13 protein-coding genes and 1 tRNA gene are annotated in these 15,904 nt (G+C 59.4%); all 14 read right to left on the bottom strand.

The window, feature by feature from the left end; translation table 11 throughout:
• Positions 1-408: 408 nt before the first annotated feature.
• On the bottom strand, positions 409-1,794 hold the full coding sequence (gene asnS, locus N902_RS0102545) for an asparagine--tRNA ligase (RefSeq protein WP_027369652.1): 1,386 nt from the start codon (positions 1,792-1,794) through the stop codon (positions 409-411).
• Between the two features lie 62 nt (positions 1,795-1,856).
• Positions 1,857-3,080 carry an LL-diaminopimelate aminotransferase gene (locus N902_RS0102540; RefSeq protein WP_027369651.1) on the bottom strand — a complete coding sequence of 408 codons (1,224 nt, stop codon included), beginning with the start codon at positions 3,078-3,080 and terminating at the stop codon, positions 1,857-1,859.
• A 443-nt stretch (positions 3,081-3,523) separates the two neighbouring features.
• Entirely contained in the window at positions 3,524-4,597 is a 1,074-nt protein-coding gene (secF, locus tag N902_RS0102535) for a protein translocase subunit SecF (protein ID WP_027369650.1), read from the bottom strand.
• Between the two features lie 102 nt (positions 4,598-4,699).
• Positions 4,700-6,295 (bottom strand): protein translocase subunit SecD, encoded by a 1,596-nt coding sequence (gene secD, locus N902_RS0102530; protein WP_027369649.1) that lies wholly within the window; start codon positions 6,293-6,295, stop codon positions 4,700-4,702.
• Between the two features lie 143 nt (positions 6,296-6,438).
• A complete protein-coding gene (gene yajC, locus N902_RS0102525) occupies positions 6,439-6,852 on the bottom strand; it encodes a preprotein translocase subunit YajC (protein ID WP_027369648.1) in 414 nt (137 codons plus the stop codon).
• 142 nt (positions 6,853-6,994) lie between these two features.
• Entirely contained in the window at positions 6,995-8,398 is a 1,404-nt protein-coding gene (locus tag N902_RS0102520; RefSeq protein WP_027369647.1) for a M48 family metallopeptidase, read from the bottom strand.
• 12 nt (positions 8,399-8,410) lie between these two features.
• On the bottom strand, positions 8,411-9,658 hold the full coding sequence (gene rho, locus N902_RS0102515) for a transcription termination factor Rho (protein ID WP_027369646.1): 1,248 nt from the start codon (positions 9,656-9,658) through the stop codon (positions 8,411-8,413).
• Between the two features lie 506 nt (positions 9,659-10,164).
• A complete protein-coding gene (locus N902_RS0102510; protein ID WP_027369645.1) occupies positions 10,165-10,674 on the bottom strand; it encodes a CarD family transcriptional regulator in 510 nt (169 codons plus the stop codon).
• 173 nt (positions 10,675-10,847) lie between these two features.
• A complete protein-coding gene (gene pth / locus N902_RS0102505) occupies positions 10,848-11,456 on the bottom strand; it encodes an aminoacyl-tRNA hydrolase (RefSeq protein WP_027369644.1) in 609 nt (202 codons plus the stop codon).
• Positions 11,457-11,564: 108 nt separating this feature from the next.
• Complete coding sequence (locus N902_RS16055) at positions 11,565-12,242, bottom strand: 50S ribosomal protein L25 (RefSeq protein ID WP_051564159.1); 678 nt, start codon at positions 12,240-12,242, stop codon at positions 11,565-11,567.
• Between the two features lie 37 nt (positions 12,243-12,279).
• The gene (locus tag N902_RS0102495; RefSeq protein WP_027369643.1) at positions 12,280-13,224 is read right to left on the bottom strand and encodes a ribose-phosphate diphosphokinase; all 945 of its coding nucleotides are present in this window, start codon (positions 13,222-13,224) and stop codon (positions 12,280-12,282) included.
• Between the two features lie 166 nt (positions 13,225-13,390).
• Positions 13,391-13,465, bottom strand: a tRNA-Gln gene (locus N902_RS0102490).
• On the bottom strand, positions 13,445-14,347 hold the full coding sequence (ispE, locus tag N902_RS19055) for a 4-(cytidine 5'-diphospho)-2-C-methyl-D-erythritol kinase (RefSeq protein ID WP_084287630.1): 903 nt from the start codon (positions 14,345-14,347) through the stop codon (positions 13,445-13,447). Before ispE ends, N902_RS0102490 begins: the two co-directional genes overlap by 21 nt.
• 130 nt (positions 14,348-14,477) lie before the next feature.
• Positions 14,478-15,887, bottom strand: coding sequence for a DegQ family serine endoprotease (locus tag N902_RS0102480; RefSeq protein WP_027369642.1), 1,410 nt, complete (start codon positions 15,885-15,887; stop codon positions 14,478-14,480).
• Positions 15,888-15,904 lie beyond the last annotated feature (17 nt).

Raw genomic sequence — 15,904 nt, 5'->3', positions numbered from 1 at the left:
CCAGCTCAGTCCATTTATCTTTCGAAAGCTCCAAGGTGCCCAGATTAAGCACAACTCTTTGCCTGGGGCCATCCGGAGTACGAATTGACTCAACTAACTTATGTGTATAATATAACTTATTAGAATTCTTGTACTTTCTTTTTGTTTCCCTGATGAACATGCAAGGAGTTTATCATGGCTGGCCATTCTGTCAATAAGCAGTTTTGCATTCGTAGTCACTACAAAAGACCGTATAACTAAAGTAACTACGTATTTTCAGGTGGTTACGGATTTTTGGCAAGTTAATCCAGGCAAATTTTAAGCTAATTTTGCGAAGTTAAGCGTAAAGATGGGCTACGTCGAGAAACCACCTCGAATCACCGCAGGTATACGCCTCTGTCCGGGAGATCCACCGGATGCCTGGGTGGCTTAGAATTGCAGATGCTGTGGCGTGCGGGGAAAGGGAAGGACGTCGCGGATGTTGTGCACCCCGGTAATGAACATGAGCAGGCGCTCGAACCCCAGCCCGAATCCGGAGTGCGGCACGGTTCCGTAGCGGCGCAGGTCCAGATACCAGCTGTACTCCTCGGTATTAAGGCCCATTTCCTCCATCCGGGCAACCAGCTGATCATAGCGCTCTTCCCGCTGACTGCCGCCCACGATCTCCCCCACCCGGGGCAGAAGGACGTCCATGGCCGCCACGGTCTCCCGGTCCTCGTTGATCCGCATGTAGAACGGCTTGATGGATTGGGGGTAGTCATGGACGATCACCGGCCGGCGGTAGGCCGTTTCCACCAGGTAGCGCTCGTGTTCGGTCTGCAGATCCTGGCCGTAGAGAGGTTCATACTCGAATTTCTTTTTCCTGTGCGCAGCCTGCAAGATGTCCACGGCCTGGGCATAGGGCAGGCGGATGAACGGACCGGAGGTGACCAGATCCAGGGTCTCGTACAGGGAGGTGTCCACAAACCGGGCGAAAAGATCCAGGTCCTGGGCGCATTCCCGGCGGATATGCGAGATGCAGGAGACGATCAGATCTTCGGCCAGATCCATGTTCTCCTCCAGATCGGCGAAGGCCATCTCCGGCTCCAGCATCCAGAACTCGGCCGCATGTCTGGGCGTATTCGAGTTTTCGGCCCGAAAGGTGGGGCCAAAGGTGTATACGTTGCCCAAGGCGCAGGCCAGAACCTCGGCCGTGAGCTGACCGGAGACCGTGAGGAAGGCCTTCTGTCCGAAGAAATCCCGGGCCTCCCGCTCCTCAGGTGCAGGGAGCCGGTCCAGGTCCAGGCTGGTGACCCGGAACAGCTCTCCGGCCCCTTCGCAGTCCAGGCCGGTTATGATCGGGGTATGTACGTAGGCGAAAGCGCGCTGATGGAAGAAGGAATGGATGGCCCAGGACAGCTCGGACCGGATGCGGTACAGGGCCCCGTACTTGTTGGTCCGGGCCCGGATTTGGGGAATGGAGCGCAAAAACTCGTCTGAGTGCCGTTTTTTCTGCAAGGGGTAGGATTCCGGGTCAGCCCGCCCCAGGAGCTCCATCTCCCCCACCTGCAGCTCAAAACGCTGTCCCTTGCCCGGGGACTCGGCCAGCTGCCCGCGCAGGGCCACAGCCGCACCGGTCTGCATGTCCCCCAAAAGAGCGGCTCCGGGCAGATGATGATCCACCACGGCCTGCAGGTTCTGCAGACAGGACCCGTCGTTTATCTCCAGAAAGGAAAATCCTTTGGCATCCCGCCTGGTCCGCACCCACCCCTTGACCAGGACATTCTCCTGCGGACCGTCGGCCTGCAAAGCATCCCAAACTCGTGTCCGGCGCATGCTTCTCTCCGGGTAAGGGCTGATGTCTGAAAATACGGCACACGATCCAACCCGGCCCTGGATCAGGCCAGGGCCTTTTGGATGCGCTCCAGGGCCTCCTCCACATTCTCCCGGCTGTTGAAGGCGCTGATGCGGATAAAGTTCTCTCCGCAGCGTCCGAACCCGACGCCCGGGGTGCAGACCACTCCGGCTTGATTCAGGAGCATATCGAAAATCTCCCGGGAGCTGCGTCCGCCGTAAATCCAGATATACGGCGAGTTCTCACCCCCCACGCACTCAAAACTCAGATCGGTCATGGCCTGCCTGATCATTCCGGCATTGGTCAGATAGAAGTCGGTCAGCTTCCTGACCTGGACCTGTCCTTCCGGGGAGTACACCGCTTCGGCCGCCCGCTGTATGGGATAGGAGACCCCGTTGAACTTGGTGCTCTGGCGCCGAAACCACAGATCGTGCAGGGAGACCGTGTCCCCGTCGGCCGTCCAGGCCCGGCAGTCTTTGGGGACAACGGTATACGCGCAACGGGTCCCGGTGAACCCGGCGGTCTTGGAGAAGCTCCGGAACTCAACCGCCACCTCCCGGGCCCCGGGAAGCTCAAAGATGGAATGGGGCAGGCTGTCGTCCCGGATAAAGCATTCATAGGCCGCATCGAAAAGGATCAGGGCCTTATTGTCCCGGGCATAGTCCACCCATTTCTGCAGCCCGGTCCTGGAGATGGTCGCCCCGGTGGGATTGTTCGGAAAGCAGAGGTAGATCACATCCACTGCCTCCGGGGGCAGATCCGGAATATAGCCGTTTTCCCGGGTGGACTCCAGATAGGTGATTCCCTGATATCGGCCGTCTTTTTCCGGGCCGGTCCGGCCGGCCATGACGTTGGTGTCCAGATATACCGGGTAGACCGGATCTGGCAGGGCGACCCGCGACTCGCCGGACAGCAGCTCCTGAAAGTTGGCCGTATCGCACTTGGCCCCGTCGCTGATGAAGATCTCGTCCGGCTTGATGTCCGCGCCCCGGGCCTGAAAGTCGTTGTCCGCAATGGCTTGGCGCAGGAACTCGTATCCCTGCTCCGGCCCGTAGCCGCGAAAGGTCTCGTCCTCGGCCATCTCGTCCACGGCCGTGTGCATGGCCTGGATGCATGCCCCGGGCAGCCCCCGGGTCACGTCCCCGATCCCGAGCTTGATGACCCGGGTCTGGGGATTGGCCTTCTGGTACTCGTCCACTCGCTGCTTGATCTCGGCAAACAGGTACGAGGACTGCAGCTTGCGGTAATGCTCATTGATTCTGATCATGGATGGAAGCTCAGCTCTTTTACTGTTATGAGTTATCAGTTAATAGTTATCAGGATCCGATTGAGTAACCGCTCCCAGTCGGTATCGGCATCAGTATCGGTATCGGTATCGGTATCAAAATCGTTTTTATACTTCGTTAGCGCAAGCGTGCCTGCGCCTTGGCAGGCATGTGGGTTTGTATGAAAAACTGGTATGAGGTAATAGTTGGGTTAATCCAAATCGAAATCGGGCTCGCTATCGAAATCGAAAAGATATGTCTTCGGTGCAGCAGGAACCCTCAGCCTATCGATCCCGATCCCGCTAGCGATTACGAACCCGAAGAAAGAAAATCACAACAAACGGATGCACTGGACGCTCATTCTTCGCGCCAGTGATCCTCAGCGTTACTCTGCCCTCTGTCCTCTGACCTCTTACTTCTGCCCTCTGTCCTCTGACCTCTGAACCTACGCCGCCTGGACCGCCTCCTCCTCCGGCTCATTCTCAGGGGTGGGGCCGATGCCCAGAAGCAGGGATCCGGCCACGAAAATGGAGGAATACGTTCCCACCAAAATACCTATCAGCAGGGCCAGGGCGAAATCGTGGATAACACCTCCGCCCAGGATGATCAGGCACAGGACAACCATCAGGGTAGTCCCTGAAGTGAGCAGGGTTCGGCTCAGGGTCTGATTCACGCTGCGATTTATAGTCTGAAAAAGGGGCGGGGCATTTTTGGAGCGCAGGTTTTCCCTGATCCGGTCATAAATGATGATGGTATCGTTTAAGGAATACCCAATGATGGTCAGCAGGGCGGCAACCGTGGTCAGATCGAACTCCTTGCCCAACAGGGCGAAGATGCCCACCGTGATCAGCACGTCGTGAATCAGGGCCACAACCGCGCCCAGGGCATAATTCAGCCGCAGATACCAGCACAGGCCCAGGGTGATAAGCAGGGCGGACAGGACAAGATAGGCCAGGGGAAGGGCCAGCAGACCCAAAACATAGAGTCCGGTCAGCAACCCGGCGGCCATGATCCCCGCGGTCATCCACCGCTGCTCGAATCGGCCGGAGATATAGATGGAGATGAACAGCACGGCATAGAACAAGGCCTGCAGGGCCTTGTTCTTCAGGTCCGCCCCGACCTTGGGACCCACCATCTCCAGGCGCTGTATTGTCGAATCCACCGTCATATTCTCCGAGAGGACGGTCCCGATCCGGTCCCGCATTTCTTCGGCATTCACGTCCAGAGCGGAGATGCGCAGCAAATACTCATTGGCCCGGTCCAGACCAAGCTCCTGCACCCTGATCTCCGGAAGTCCCTGGCCCCTCAATGCTTGCGAGATCTCCCGGACCTCCACGTCCCGGGCAAACTTGACCTGAATATTGATGCCTCCGGCAAAATCAATCCCATAGTTCAGCCCGCCGTTGTAGATGACGGCTCCAAGCCCCAAGGCGAGGACCAGGATCGAGGCGATCATGGCCACCACCCGCTTGCCCATGAAATCGATGTTTGTGTCCGGTTTGATGATCCGAAGGCCCATATGCAAAGCATCCTTAGTGTTTGTGCTGTGGTTCGCTGGTCCGGTCCGATGGTTGCCGGCCCATGAATATGCCTGTCGGCCCTTCCCGCGGGCCAGACAGGCCTATAGGTTCAGACTTGAGCCCGGCTTGCGCTGCCGCAGCCAGAGATCGAAAAAGATGCGGCAGACAAAGATAGCGGTAAACATGGAGGCCAAGACACCAATGGACAGGGTGACCGCAAAGCCCCGGATGGGTCCGGTGCCGAACTGATAGAGGATGACTGCGGCCACGATGGTGGTCACATTGGCGTCCACAATAGTCAACGTGGCCCGGGAAAACCCTTCATCCACAGCCTTTCTGGGACTGAGCCCCCTGCGAAGCTCTTCCCTGATCCGTTCGTAGATCAGGACGCTGGCATCCACGGCCATACCGATGAGCAGGATGATCCCCGCGATCCCGGGCAGGGTAAGCGTGGCCCCGAACCCGGCCAGGACCGCCACGATGAGCAGGATATTCAAAAACAGGAGGATATCCGTAATCAGGCCGCCGATCCCGTAATACACGACCATGAACAGCAGAACCAGGATCCCGCCGACCACAATGGACCGGATGCCCTGCTCGATGGATTGCTGGCCCAGGGAGGCCCCAACGCTGCGTTCGGAAAGGATATCCACCGGCGCGGGCAGGGAGCCGGCGCGCAGGACGATGGCCAGATCGTGGGCCTCCTGCATGGAGAACTGTCCGGTGATGCTGGCCCGTCCCCCGCTGATCTTTTCCTGAATAGTGGGTGCGGAATAGACCTTCTCGTCCAGCACAATGGCCAGGCGCTCGTGCACGTTTTCTCCGGTCACCCGCTCAAATATTCTGGCCCCCTGCCGGTCGAAGCTCAAGGCCACATAGGGCTGATTGAACTGATCAAAGGCCACCTGGGCATCGGTGATGTATTCCCCGCTGAGGAGGACGTTTTTCTCCAGGACGATGGGCTGCCGGGTATAGGAGCCGTCCGGCTGTGGCTTCTGCAAGTAGGCCAGCTCGCTCCCGGGGGGAACAACCCCCTTGGTCGCCTTGTCCACATCCGCCTCGTCGTCGACCAGCTGAAACTCCAAATGCGCGGTCTGCTGAATCAGATCCACAGCCCGTTGAGCGTCTTCCAGCCCGGGCAGCTGAACCTGGAGGCGATTGTTTTCCATCCTGCGGATATCCGGCTCGGTGACCCCGAACTGGTTAATCCTGTTCCGGATGACCTTCAGGACCTGATCAATGGTCATCTTCTGCAGCTTTTCCCGGTACTGGGAGGTCATGGACACTGTATACCGAATCCGCCGGTCCCCGGGTTCCTTGGAGTCCAGCCGCAGCTGATCGGCGTAGTAGTTGTCCAAAAGGTCATCCAGGGCCTTTTCCTTCGATCTGGTCAGCAGCTCGAAGTGCAGCTTGCCCTCGGACCCGACCTGGGGACTCAAGACGATGATCTTGTCCTCCCGGGCCTCAGCCCGGAGTTCCTCGCCCATGCGCTCCAGGGTGTTGTTCACAGCGGTCTGCATGTCCACCCCGAGAATGAGATTGATCCCACCCTTGAGATCCAACCCCAGATTGACCTCTTTGTCCGGAAAAACAGACGATAGCGGCCCCTTGTCCGGCAAGATGGACGGCAGGGCATACACCGCCGCCAGGCCGACAACCAGAACCGCCGCAACAATCCGCCAACGCAAGCCGCTCATACAAAGTCCTTTACGTATCCGAGCCGACAGCTGCAGTTTCGACCGCATCCCGGACGTGGACTGAGGCCGGGCCCATCCTGGACTGACCTCCACAATGGTCCGCGGCCCCTTTGCCGGGGTACAGCTCGAGCAGCCGGCCGAGTCTATTCGTCAGTCGTGGTCGTGTCTTCAGCCTTGGATTTGTCCTCAGCCTTGGCCTCGGTCTTGGCCTTCTTCTCTTTCTTTCCGGACTCCACGACCTTCTTGTCGGTGACTGTGGCGATATATCCGCGGTTGACCTTAACTTCCTGTCCGCCGCCCAGATCCAGGGTCAACACATCCTCATTGATCGCGTTGATCCGGCCATAGAGGCCTCCCCCGGTGATCACCGAGTCCCCTCGTTTCAGATTGTTGAGCATTTCCTTGTGTTCTTTGGCCTTTTTCTGCTGGGGGCGAATCAAAAGGAAATAAAAGATTACAAAAAGAATGATCAGGGGCATAAATGCCACCAAAGGATTCTGCCCCCCGGCTCCACCGGCACTCTGTCCCATGGCATAGGCCACGTCTTGCCACAACATACCGCCTCCTTGCTTCCTTAAATCTTAGCTGAACTCGGGTACTTTCACGCCATAGCTGCTGCTCAGTACCTGCTCAGCCACTGTCCTGTCAACCTTTGGGCCCTATCTGCAGGTACGCGTTCAGCCCCCTGAACGATTACACCTACAGGATCTCTTTGCGTTCCTTGTACTCCTTCTCCAGGGCGCTGACCTGGTCTTTCTGATCCGTGGTTTCAGCCTGGGCCCGGGCCTGGTCCATGAACTTGGCCGCCTGCTCCATGCGATGGGCATAGAGGTAGGAGTAAGCCAGGTGCAGGTAGCCCCGGAAGTGGTCTCCGCTTTGCCCCACGATGCGGCCCAGGGCCCGGTGTACTTGCCAGTCCTGGGGCACCGACTCCAAGACCTTCTGCAGGTCGGCGGCCGCCCGGTCCGGCTCCCCGGTCTCGGCCAAGACTCTGGCCCGATAGTAGCGGGCCAGATAATCGCCCCGGTTGGCCTGCAGAGAACGGTCCAAAAGGGTCCTGGCCCGGGCGTAGTCTCCGTTCTGAAAAGCGAACCACCCGGCCTCCCGCAGCCACAGCGGGTGATCCGGTCTGCACTCCAGGGCCCGGGCGAACGTCTTTTCAGCCCGGTTCATCCGGTGCAGCTTGGCCAGGACAATACCCTTGCCCAAAAGCTCCAGACAGTTCAGCTCTTGGTCATCCCTGCCGAGAAGGGAGGACTGCTCCGGGTTCCGGGAATACTTGGTCCGGATGAGCATCTGGACCCGTTCCAAGGCCTGGGTATCCTCCTTGGCCAGTGGAGGCTTGGGCCGGTAATAGCTGACCATGTCCTGGACCGAGCCGATCCGCTCTCCGAGCCCGGGGTGGGTCAGCATATAGTCCGGAGGTTTGTTTCTTCCGCTCATCCGCATCTGTTCCAGCATGCGCTGGAAGGTGCGCATCATGGCCTGGGGTTCGTATCCAGCCCCGGTCAAGAAACGCAGCCCGAGCCGGTCCGCTTCCCGCTCGTCGTCCCGGCTGTATTTCAGCGAGGCGGCCTGTCCGCCGGCCATGGCCCCCACGCTCAGGGCCTGGCCCAGGGCGGCCCCCCCGGCTCCGAGAAGCGCTCCGGCCAGAACGCCGACCAGGGTACCGATGCTGATGATCTGGGACTGGGCAATGCGCTGGGCGATATGCCGCTCCGAAACGTGGGCCAGCTCGTGGGCGATGACAGCCGCAATCTCGTCTTCGTTCTCCATCTGCTGGATAAGCCCTGTATTGACGAATACATACCCGGCCGGAGCGGCAAAGGCGTTGATGGACGGGTCCAGCATGACGTTGATTCGAACCGGAAAGGGCTGGGGAGGGAGGGTATCCTTGACCCGATCCAATATGCCCTGGATATAGTCCAGGACATAGGGATCCTTGACCAAGGGGAACTGGGCCTGCATCAGGATCTTGAACTTCTCGCCCAGCTCCGCCTCGTCCTTGATCCCGAACTCACCGAATGCGGCCCGGACATTGGGCGGAAATATCAGAGCAACGGTGAGCAGGATGCAGACCAGGATATGCCAGCAGCGAAACACAGGGGCTCCAGCCTATTTGTTCATGATGTCCAGGAACTCCTGGTTGCTTTTGGTGCCCCGCATCTTGTCCAGCATGAACTCCATCCCGTCGATCGAGTTCATGGAAGACAAAAGCTTGCGCAGGATCCAGACCCGGTTCAGCACATCGGGGCTGAGCAGGAGCTCCTCCTTGCGGGTGCCGGACCTGGTCAGATCGATGGCCGGGAACACCCGCTTGTCGGCCAGGAAACGGTCCAGATAAATCTCCATGTTCCCTGTGCCCTTGAACTCTTCGAAAATGACCTCGTCCATGCGCGAGCCGGTGTCGATCAGCGCGGTGGCGATGATGCTCAGGCTTCCTCCCTGCTCCACGTTCCGGGCTGCGCCGAAAAACCGTTTCGGGCGCTGCAGGGCGTTGGCGTCCAGCCCCCCGGAGAGGACCCGTCCGGAAGAGGGAGTGACCGCGTTGTAGGCCCGGCCCAGGCGGGTGACGCTATCCAGCAGGATGATCACGTCCCGCTTGCGCTCCACCAGGCGCTTGGCCTTCTCCAGAACCATTTCGGCCACCTGCACATGCCGCTGCGGGGGCTCGTCGAATGTGGAGCTGACCACCTCTCCGGTCACCGTGCGCTCCATATCGGTCACTTCCTCCGGGCGCTCGTCGATGAGCAGGACGATGAGATAGGCATCCGGATGATTGGTGTTGATTGAATTGGCCACCGTCTGCATGAGCATGGTCTTTCCGGTCCGGGGAGGGGCCACGATCAGCCCCCGCTGGCCCTTCCCGATCGGGGTGAGCAGATCGATGATCCTGGAGGAGTAGTTTTCAGCCCCATTCTCGATCACAAACCGTTCGTCCGGATAGACAGGGGTCAGATTATCGAACAGGACCAGGCGCTTGGACTCCTCCGGCCGGTCGAATCCCACCTGCTGGACCCGAAGCAGGGCGAAATAGCGCTCCCCTTCCTTGGGCGGGCGAATCTGTCCGGAAACAACATCCCCTTTGCGCAGGCCGAACCTTCTGATCTGGGAGGGGGAAACATAGATATCGTCCGGTCCGGGCATGTAGTTGTACATCGGAGAACGCAGGAAGCCGAATCCGTCCGGAAGGATCTCCAACACCCCTTCGCCGTAGATATTCCCGTTCTGTGAGGAACAGGCCTGCAAAATGGCAAAGATCAGCTCCTGCTTGCGCAGACTGCTGGGGTTTTCCACCTCGTACTCGGCGGCAAGCTGCATCAGCTCGTTCATTGATCGCTTCTTCATTTCCGACAGGTTCATTATGGAATTCGTTTCCATACTCCGCTCTCTCCATCAAAGGGGTTGGTGATTAACGTTCATGATCTCGAATACGGGTTCTTCGACGCTGACTGTGGAATATACGGCAAACGCTCATGACCAAAATTCCACTTTATGTCTTAAAATACAGGCGTGGACGGCCCCGGCCCAGGGCGGCACCTGGCTGGTGCGGCATCTGCACTGGTCAGGACAATCCATTTCCTTGCACGTTCCTTGGAAAAGATCCGGGTCCGCGGCACAGTCGGACTGGGTTTGGCTCCACCTGGGCCGGGGCGTATTACTGTCCCCGTCCAGGACTGACCGCCGGAGCTCCGGGGACAGTGCGGGATCGCAGTCCACAGTGCGCGGCGGCATCTGAGAAAGAGGTGGAAGTGTGGAATTTATAGCAACGGCTGGGAGTATATGACGTCAATATCGGCTGCGAAAAAACTCAGAGCGGACAGCCTGCGGCGAGATCGAAAGAATCGGCCCATCCCGGGTACCCGGGCTCACAGCTCGTTCTTTTTCAGCACATCCTGGAATATGCCCTCGATTTCCTGTTGAACCTCACTCTGCTGCCGGTTCATGGCACAGGCCAGCTCCATGCTGATCAGGCCCATTGCCTGCTCCATGAGCCGTCTCTCTCCAAAGGACAGGTCCTTGTCCTGGGAAATGAGGATCAGTTCCTTGAGAACATAGGCGACATCCTCCAGTTTCCCGGTCTTCAGCTTTTCCGAATACTCCCGATAGCGACGGTTCCAGTTCTGCCCGGCATAGCCCTTGAAATCCGACCAGTCCTGCATGGAGGTCAGGACCTGAACCCCGTACTCCTGATCGCAGATCGTGCGCAGCCCGACATTCGCCGCATTCTTGACCGGCACCAGCAGGGTCCCGTCATTGTTCAAGATCCGGACGACGTAGAACTCGCTGGTCGCTCCACCGACTTCCTGGCTGGTGATATCCTCCACCCGGCCCACTCCCTGGGCTGGGTAGACGACAAGTTGATGTATGTGAAACACTTTGTTCAGCCTCCTGGCATAAGCCTAATATCCCCGATCACCGTAAGCTAGCACAGGCTGAATAAAGAGTCCAGATCAACTCGGCTGTTTGCCCCTATCCCGGAGGGCACAGCTCCCGGCGGGGCAAACCGTTGTTCTGTCCCGGCTGCACACCCTGGTTCCGCGGGTCCGGTTCATGGATGGTGGGCCGACTCCACATCCGCATGCAGAAAGTTCATCCCCGCCTGCATCCCCCGGGTGCACAGAATCCGAATGCCTTCCGCCGTTCTCTCCAGAACCTTCGGCAACTGCTCCTGCTCCCAGGGGGCAAAGGAGGTCAGGACATGGCTGATCACCTCCCGCCCGGGCTCTGGACGGCCAATGCCCAGCCGGATCCGGTAGAAGTCCCTGGTTCCCAGCTCTGCGGCCACAGACCGCAGGCCGTTGTGTCCGGCCAGTCCCCCGCCGTACTTGAACCGGGCCTGGCCCAGGGCCAGATCCAGCTCGTCGTGGATCACAACCACCTTGGCCGGCTGCAGGCCATAGCCTGCGCACAAGGCCTTTACCGCCAGACCGCTTCGATTCATATAGGTCTGGGGCTTGGCCAGCAGGACTCGGCTTCCCTCGGGCAGATCCCACTGCCAACACTCTGCCCGGCTCTTCTTGCTGCCTGCAGGGGCAGTAAAGTCCTTCTCCCGACGCAGCAGATGATCAATAGCCATGAACCCGATGTTGTGTCGAGTGCGTTCATACCGGGCTCCGGGATTGCCGAGTCCGACAATGGCGAAATCTATGGCGGGCATGTGGGGTGCGACCTGACCGGCCTTAAGGATTGCACGTACTCAGGCGGGTACAACGGTGCAGACGCGCCGCAGGGCGGCCCTGGGGCGCGTCTGCACCGTATTCCTGATTTATTCTTCGTCGCCCTCGCCTCCGGAGGATTCAGCTCCAGCCTCGCCGGCCTGCTCTTCAGCGCCTTCGCCCTCAGCGCCTTCCTCCTCTTCAGGCAGCTCTTCCGCGGCGGGAGGAGCAACCCCCACCACTGCGTAGTTCTCATCCGCGTCCTTGACCACAACCCCTTCCGGGAGTTTCAGGTCCTGGACCGTAATGGAATCATTGATCTCCAGCTCACTGACGTCGATCTCGATCTGATCCGGTATATTCGTCGGCAGGCAGGTGACTGAAAGGGCATCGCGATACACGGTGACAATGCCTCCTTCGGCCTCGCCCTTGGCCTGACCGGAAACAGTGACCGGCACATCCACGTCCATCTTCTGCTTCAGGTCCACCCCGATAAAGTCCATGTGCAGGTAGAGGTCCTTGACCGGATGATTCTGCACGTCCCAGATCAGGACCGGCCGGGTGATCTGGGACTGGCCGTCCTTAATGGTCAAATCGATGACATTGCTCTTGTGAGCCCGGGAAAAAATCCGCTCAAACGGCCCGTAGGAGACCTGGATGGGGATATTCTCCCCTTTTGTGTAGTTGTAATAGACTCCGGGAATGAGCCCCTTTTGCCTCAGACGATGAATGGCGTTCTTCCCGCTCTCTTCCCGACGCTGGACCTCGAGGGTGTACTGCTGGGCCATAACTGTCTATCCTCCATGATTCATGAGATCGTCGTTTTTATGTAAACAGGGTGCTGACCGAGGACTCGGAATGGATGTTCCAAATCGCCTGGGCCAGAAGGGGAGCCACCGAGACCACTTCAAATTTTGGGCATTGGGCCGCATCTTCCTGCAAAGGTATGGTATCAGTGACCAAGACCTTACTCAAGCTTGACCGCTCGATCCGTTCTATGGCCGGCCCGGAAAGCACGGGATGAGAGCAGCAGGCCATAACCGAGCTCGCCCCGTGATCCCGGAGGGCGTCTGCGGCGGCGACCATGGTCCCGGCAGTATCGATCATGTCGTCGACCACGATGGCGGTCTTGCCCCGCACATCCCCGATGATATTCATGGCCTGGGCCTGATTGGGCTGATCCCGTCTCTTGTCCACGATGGCCAGCCCCGCGGACAGCCTTTTGGCATAGGCCCGGGCCCGTTCGGTCCCTCCGGCGTCCGGGGATATGATCACCAGTTCGTTGTTTTCATTGCGCAAGGACTCCAAAAGCACCCTGGAGGCGTAGAGATTGTCCACGGGCAGATCGAAAAACCCCTGAATTTGTCCGGCGTGGAGATCAACGGTCAAAAGCCTGTTCGCACCGGCCACGGTCATGAAGTCGGCCACCATCTTGGCGCTGATCGGAACCCGGGGCACGACCTTCCTGTCTTGGCGGGCATATCCGTAATAGGGGACAACGGCGGTTATCCGCTTCGCACTGGCCCGTTTCAGGGCGTCGAGCATCAGGCAGAGCTCGACCAGGGAACGGTTCACCGGCCTGCAGGTGGGCTGAAGGACAAAGACATCCTGTCCGCGGACGTTGTCTCCGACCTCGACCCGGATCTCGCCGTCGCTGAACTCCTTGGTCAATGACGGGGTCAGCGGGCAATCCAGGTGCCGGCCGATGGCCTGAGCCAGTTCAGGATTGGCATTTCCGGTAATCAGCTTCAAATCACCATAGCTTTTCATGGCACATCCGCTTGCTTGAGTTCAGGAAACCTCCACATTCGTGGTCCGCCTTCATCAAACATGTGCTGCTTGCAGCCAGATACCGGCTGCTCATGGTCTGTTCTGATGAATCGGTGGATATCGTGATGCCGGACGGTTTCGAACGTCGGGAAGGAAAGGGGGCAATTGGCTGGGGTGGAAGGATTCGAACCTCCGAATGACGGGACCAAAACCCGTTGCCTTACCACTTGGCTACACCCCAGCACGGGTCAACTGCTTGAGCAAAAACTTTGGTTTGATCGTTTTCGAGCCCTTGCCCGGCTCGTCGGCACTCCTGCTCCGTTGTGAACAGACCGACCAGTGCTGCACCGGAACCGCTGAGGACAGCCCCTTTGGCCCCATACTGCAATAGACGCAGCTTCAAATCCCGGAGTTCGGGGCAGGCGGTGAAAACCACCCGCTCAAAGCTGTTGTACAGCACACGTCCCGCAGCGCAGGCGGAACCCTTATCCGGTTTTTCACCTCTTGTCAACCAGGGCTCTCCCCCTTTGAGGCCTACCTCCCGGTCCCAGGCCGCGTAGGCCCAGGCCGTCTGGACCTGGACATCCGGACATACCGTGAGCAGCCATCCACTGCTCCAGGCCAAGTTGACCGGTTCTACTCGTTCTCCGATTCCGGTCACCCAGGCCGGGGAGTGCTGCAGGAAAAAGGGAACGTCGGCCCCGACCTCGGCTGCTGCCTTGATCAGTTTGTCCTCTCCCAGGCGCATCTGCCTGGGGCACTGGGCATTGAGATGCGTGAGCAAGGCGGCCGCGTCCGAGCTTCCCCCGCCCAACCCAGCTCCCTGGGGGATGTTTTTTTCCAGGCGGACCTGCACCCCGGGCCTCCACCCGGTCTCCCCGGCGAAAACGTCGAATGCCCGGTGCAGGATATTGTTCCCTCCGGACAGTCCGGGGCTGGTGCACTCCAGAACCAGGCCCGGCCCAGCCTCCGACCGGGTCACGTACAGCTCATCCCTGGGATCGGCCAAGGGCAGAAACAGGCTGCGCAGCTCATGGTACCCGTCGGGTCTGGTCCCTACAATACGCAGGTAGATGTTGACCTTGCAGCCTGCGTGCAGAATATGTGGCTCACTGCTGGACATGGGCTCCTGGAAGCATTGGGTCCGGCGGACGGGATGCGCGCGAGGGTTCTCCAGCCGCCGGGGTCGATTTTGTCTGCGATCCGGCTGACAGCAAAGATTCGGGGTACGGGACGAGCCCGGCACCCCGTCCTCAATCCTCCAGAGGAATGGTTCGAAACAGGGTCTGCCCTTCCCTGTACACAAGCAGAAGGATCACGCCCTTATCCGCTGCGTCACCCTGCAGTACATCCCGGAATCTCTGAAGAGAGTCGACCTTCTGTCCATTGGCCTCCAGGATCACATCCCCGGGAACGATATTCGCCCGCGCCGCCTTTGAGGACTCTGCCACCTCCGCAACCAGCAGCCCCTCGGCCTCAGGCAGCCGCAGACGCCTGGCATCTTCAGGGGTCACCGCCCGCAGGCGCATCCCCAGGGCTTCCGGGCCTTCCGCCCCTCTGTCTCCATCAGCTCCGGGCTCCATGCCGGCATGCCGCTCTCCAAGGGTGACCTTCACTTCCTTGACCTTGCCTGCACGCCAAATGGTCAGCTTGATCTTGTCCTCAGGGGGCAGGGCCCCGATGGTCCGGGTCAATTCATGGGCGTCCTGGATCGACGTTCCATTCACGGCCACAATAACGTCCCCGGGTCGAATCCCGGCCTTGTCCGCCGGATCGCCTTCTGTCACCGAGGCCACCAGGGCCCCTTTGGCTTCAGTCAGCCCAAGGGCCTTGGCCGTGTTCTGATCCACGTCCTGAATGCTCACCCCCAGCCAGCCCCTTTTGATGGACCCGTGGCTCTTGAGCTCGGAAATGATCTCTTCAGCCATGGAAGCGGGAATGGCGAATCCTATGCCCTGTCCGGCGGCCACAATCGCCGTGTTGATGCCCACCACCTCTCCCTCCATGTTCAGCAGCGGCCCTCCGCTGTTCCCGGGATTGATGGATGCATCCGTCTGCAGAAAGTTGTCGTAGGGACCGGCTCCGATCACCCTCCCTTTGGCGCTGATGATCCCTGCGGTCACTGTGTGATCCAGGCCGAACGGGTTGCCGATGGCCATGACCCACTGTCCGACCTGCAGCTGGTCGGAGTTGCCGAAGCCCAACGTGGGCAGATCCCTCTCGGCCTCGATCTTGAGCAGGGCCAGATCGGTCTCCGGGTCCCGGCCCACGATCTCGGCCGGAAAGGAGTCATCCCCTCCTTTGAGTATGACCTGGATCTCATCCGCCTTTTCCACCACATGATTGTTGGTCACCACATATCCGTCCCTGGAGATGATGAACCCGGACCCCAGGGCCTGCTCCCTCCGTTTTTGGGGCAGCTGGCCGAAGAATTGGTCAAAGAATTCCTCAAACGGACTTCCTCTGCGCTGGAAAGGCTCCAGAAATCTCTGCATCGGGTCCGCCGACTCCACAACCTTGACAGTGCTGATATTGACCACGGCCGGGCTGGCCTCCCTGGCCAGATCGACAAACTGAGGCAGGGCTGCCGTGGCCGCGGTGGACACCAACCCCAGCAGAAGCAGGCCGAGCACCGGTCCAAGACCAATTGTGCGCCAAGACATAGTATCCTCCATGCTGT

The sequence above is a fragment of the Desulfovermiculus halophilus DSM 18834 genome, from assembly GCF_000620765.1.
GTDB classification, from domain to species: Bacteria; Desulfobacterota; Desulfovibrionia; order Desulfovibrionales; family Desulfothermaceae; genus Desulfovermiculus; species Desulfovermiculus halophilus.
The sequence above is the reverse complement of the archived record's forward strand: the minus strand, read 5'-3'. Positions and strand labels throughout refer to the sequence as shown.

Coding starts and splice junctions, on each gene's coding strand:
- pth (WP_027369644.1), bottom strand. CDS start 11,456: ATGCCCGCCATAGATTTCGCCATTGTCGGACTCGGCAATCCCGGAGCC.
- N902_RS0102540 (WP_027369651.1), bottom strand. CDS start 3,080: ATGATCAGAATCAATGAGCATTACCGCAAGCTGCAGTCCTCGTACCTG.
- ispE (WP_084287630.1), bottom strand. CDS start 14,347: ATGTCCAGCAGTGAGCCACATATTCTGCACGCAGGCTGCAAGGTCAAC.
- secF (WP_027369650.1), bottom strand. CDS start 4,597: ATGGGCCTTCGGATCATCAAACCGGACACAAACATCGATTTCATGGGC.
- N902_RS0102495 (WP_027369643.1), bottom strand. CDS start 13,224: ATGAAAAGCTATGGTGATTTGAAGCTGATTACCGGAAATGCCAATCCT.
- N902_RS16055 (WP_051564159.1), bottom strand. CDS start 12,242: ATGGCCCAGCAGTACACCCTCGAGGTCCAGCGTCGGGAAGAGAGCGGG.
- secD (WP_027369649.1), bottom strand. CDS start 6,295: ATGAGCGGCTTGCGTTGGCGGATTGTTGCGGCGGTTCTGGTTGTCGGC.
- N902_RS0102480 (WP_027369642.1), bottom strand. CDS start 15,887: ATGTCTTGGCGCACAATTGGTCTTGGACCGGTGCTCGGCCTGCTTCTG.
- yajC (WP_027369648.1), bottom strand. CDS start 6,852: ATGTTGTGGCAAGACGTGGCCTATGCCATGGGACAGAGTGCCGGTGGA.
- rho (WP_027369646.1), bottom strand. CDS start 9,658: ATGAACCTGTCGGAAATGAAGAAGCGATCAATGAACGAGCTGATGCAG.
- asnS (WP_027369652.1), bottom strand. CDS start 1,794: ATGCGCCGGACACGAGTTTGGGATGCTTTGCAGGCCGACGGTCCGCAG.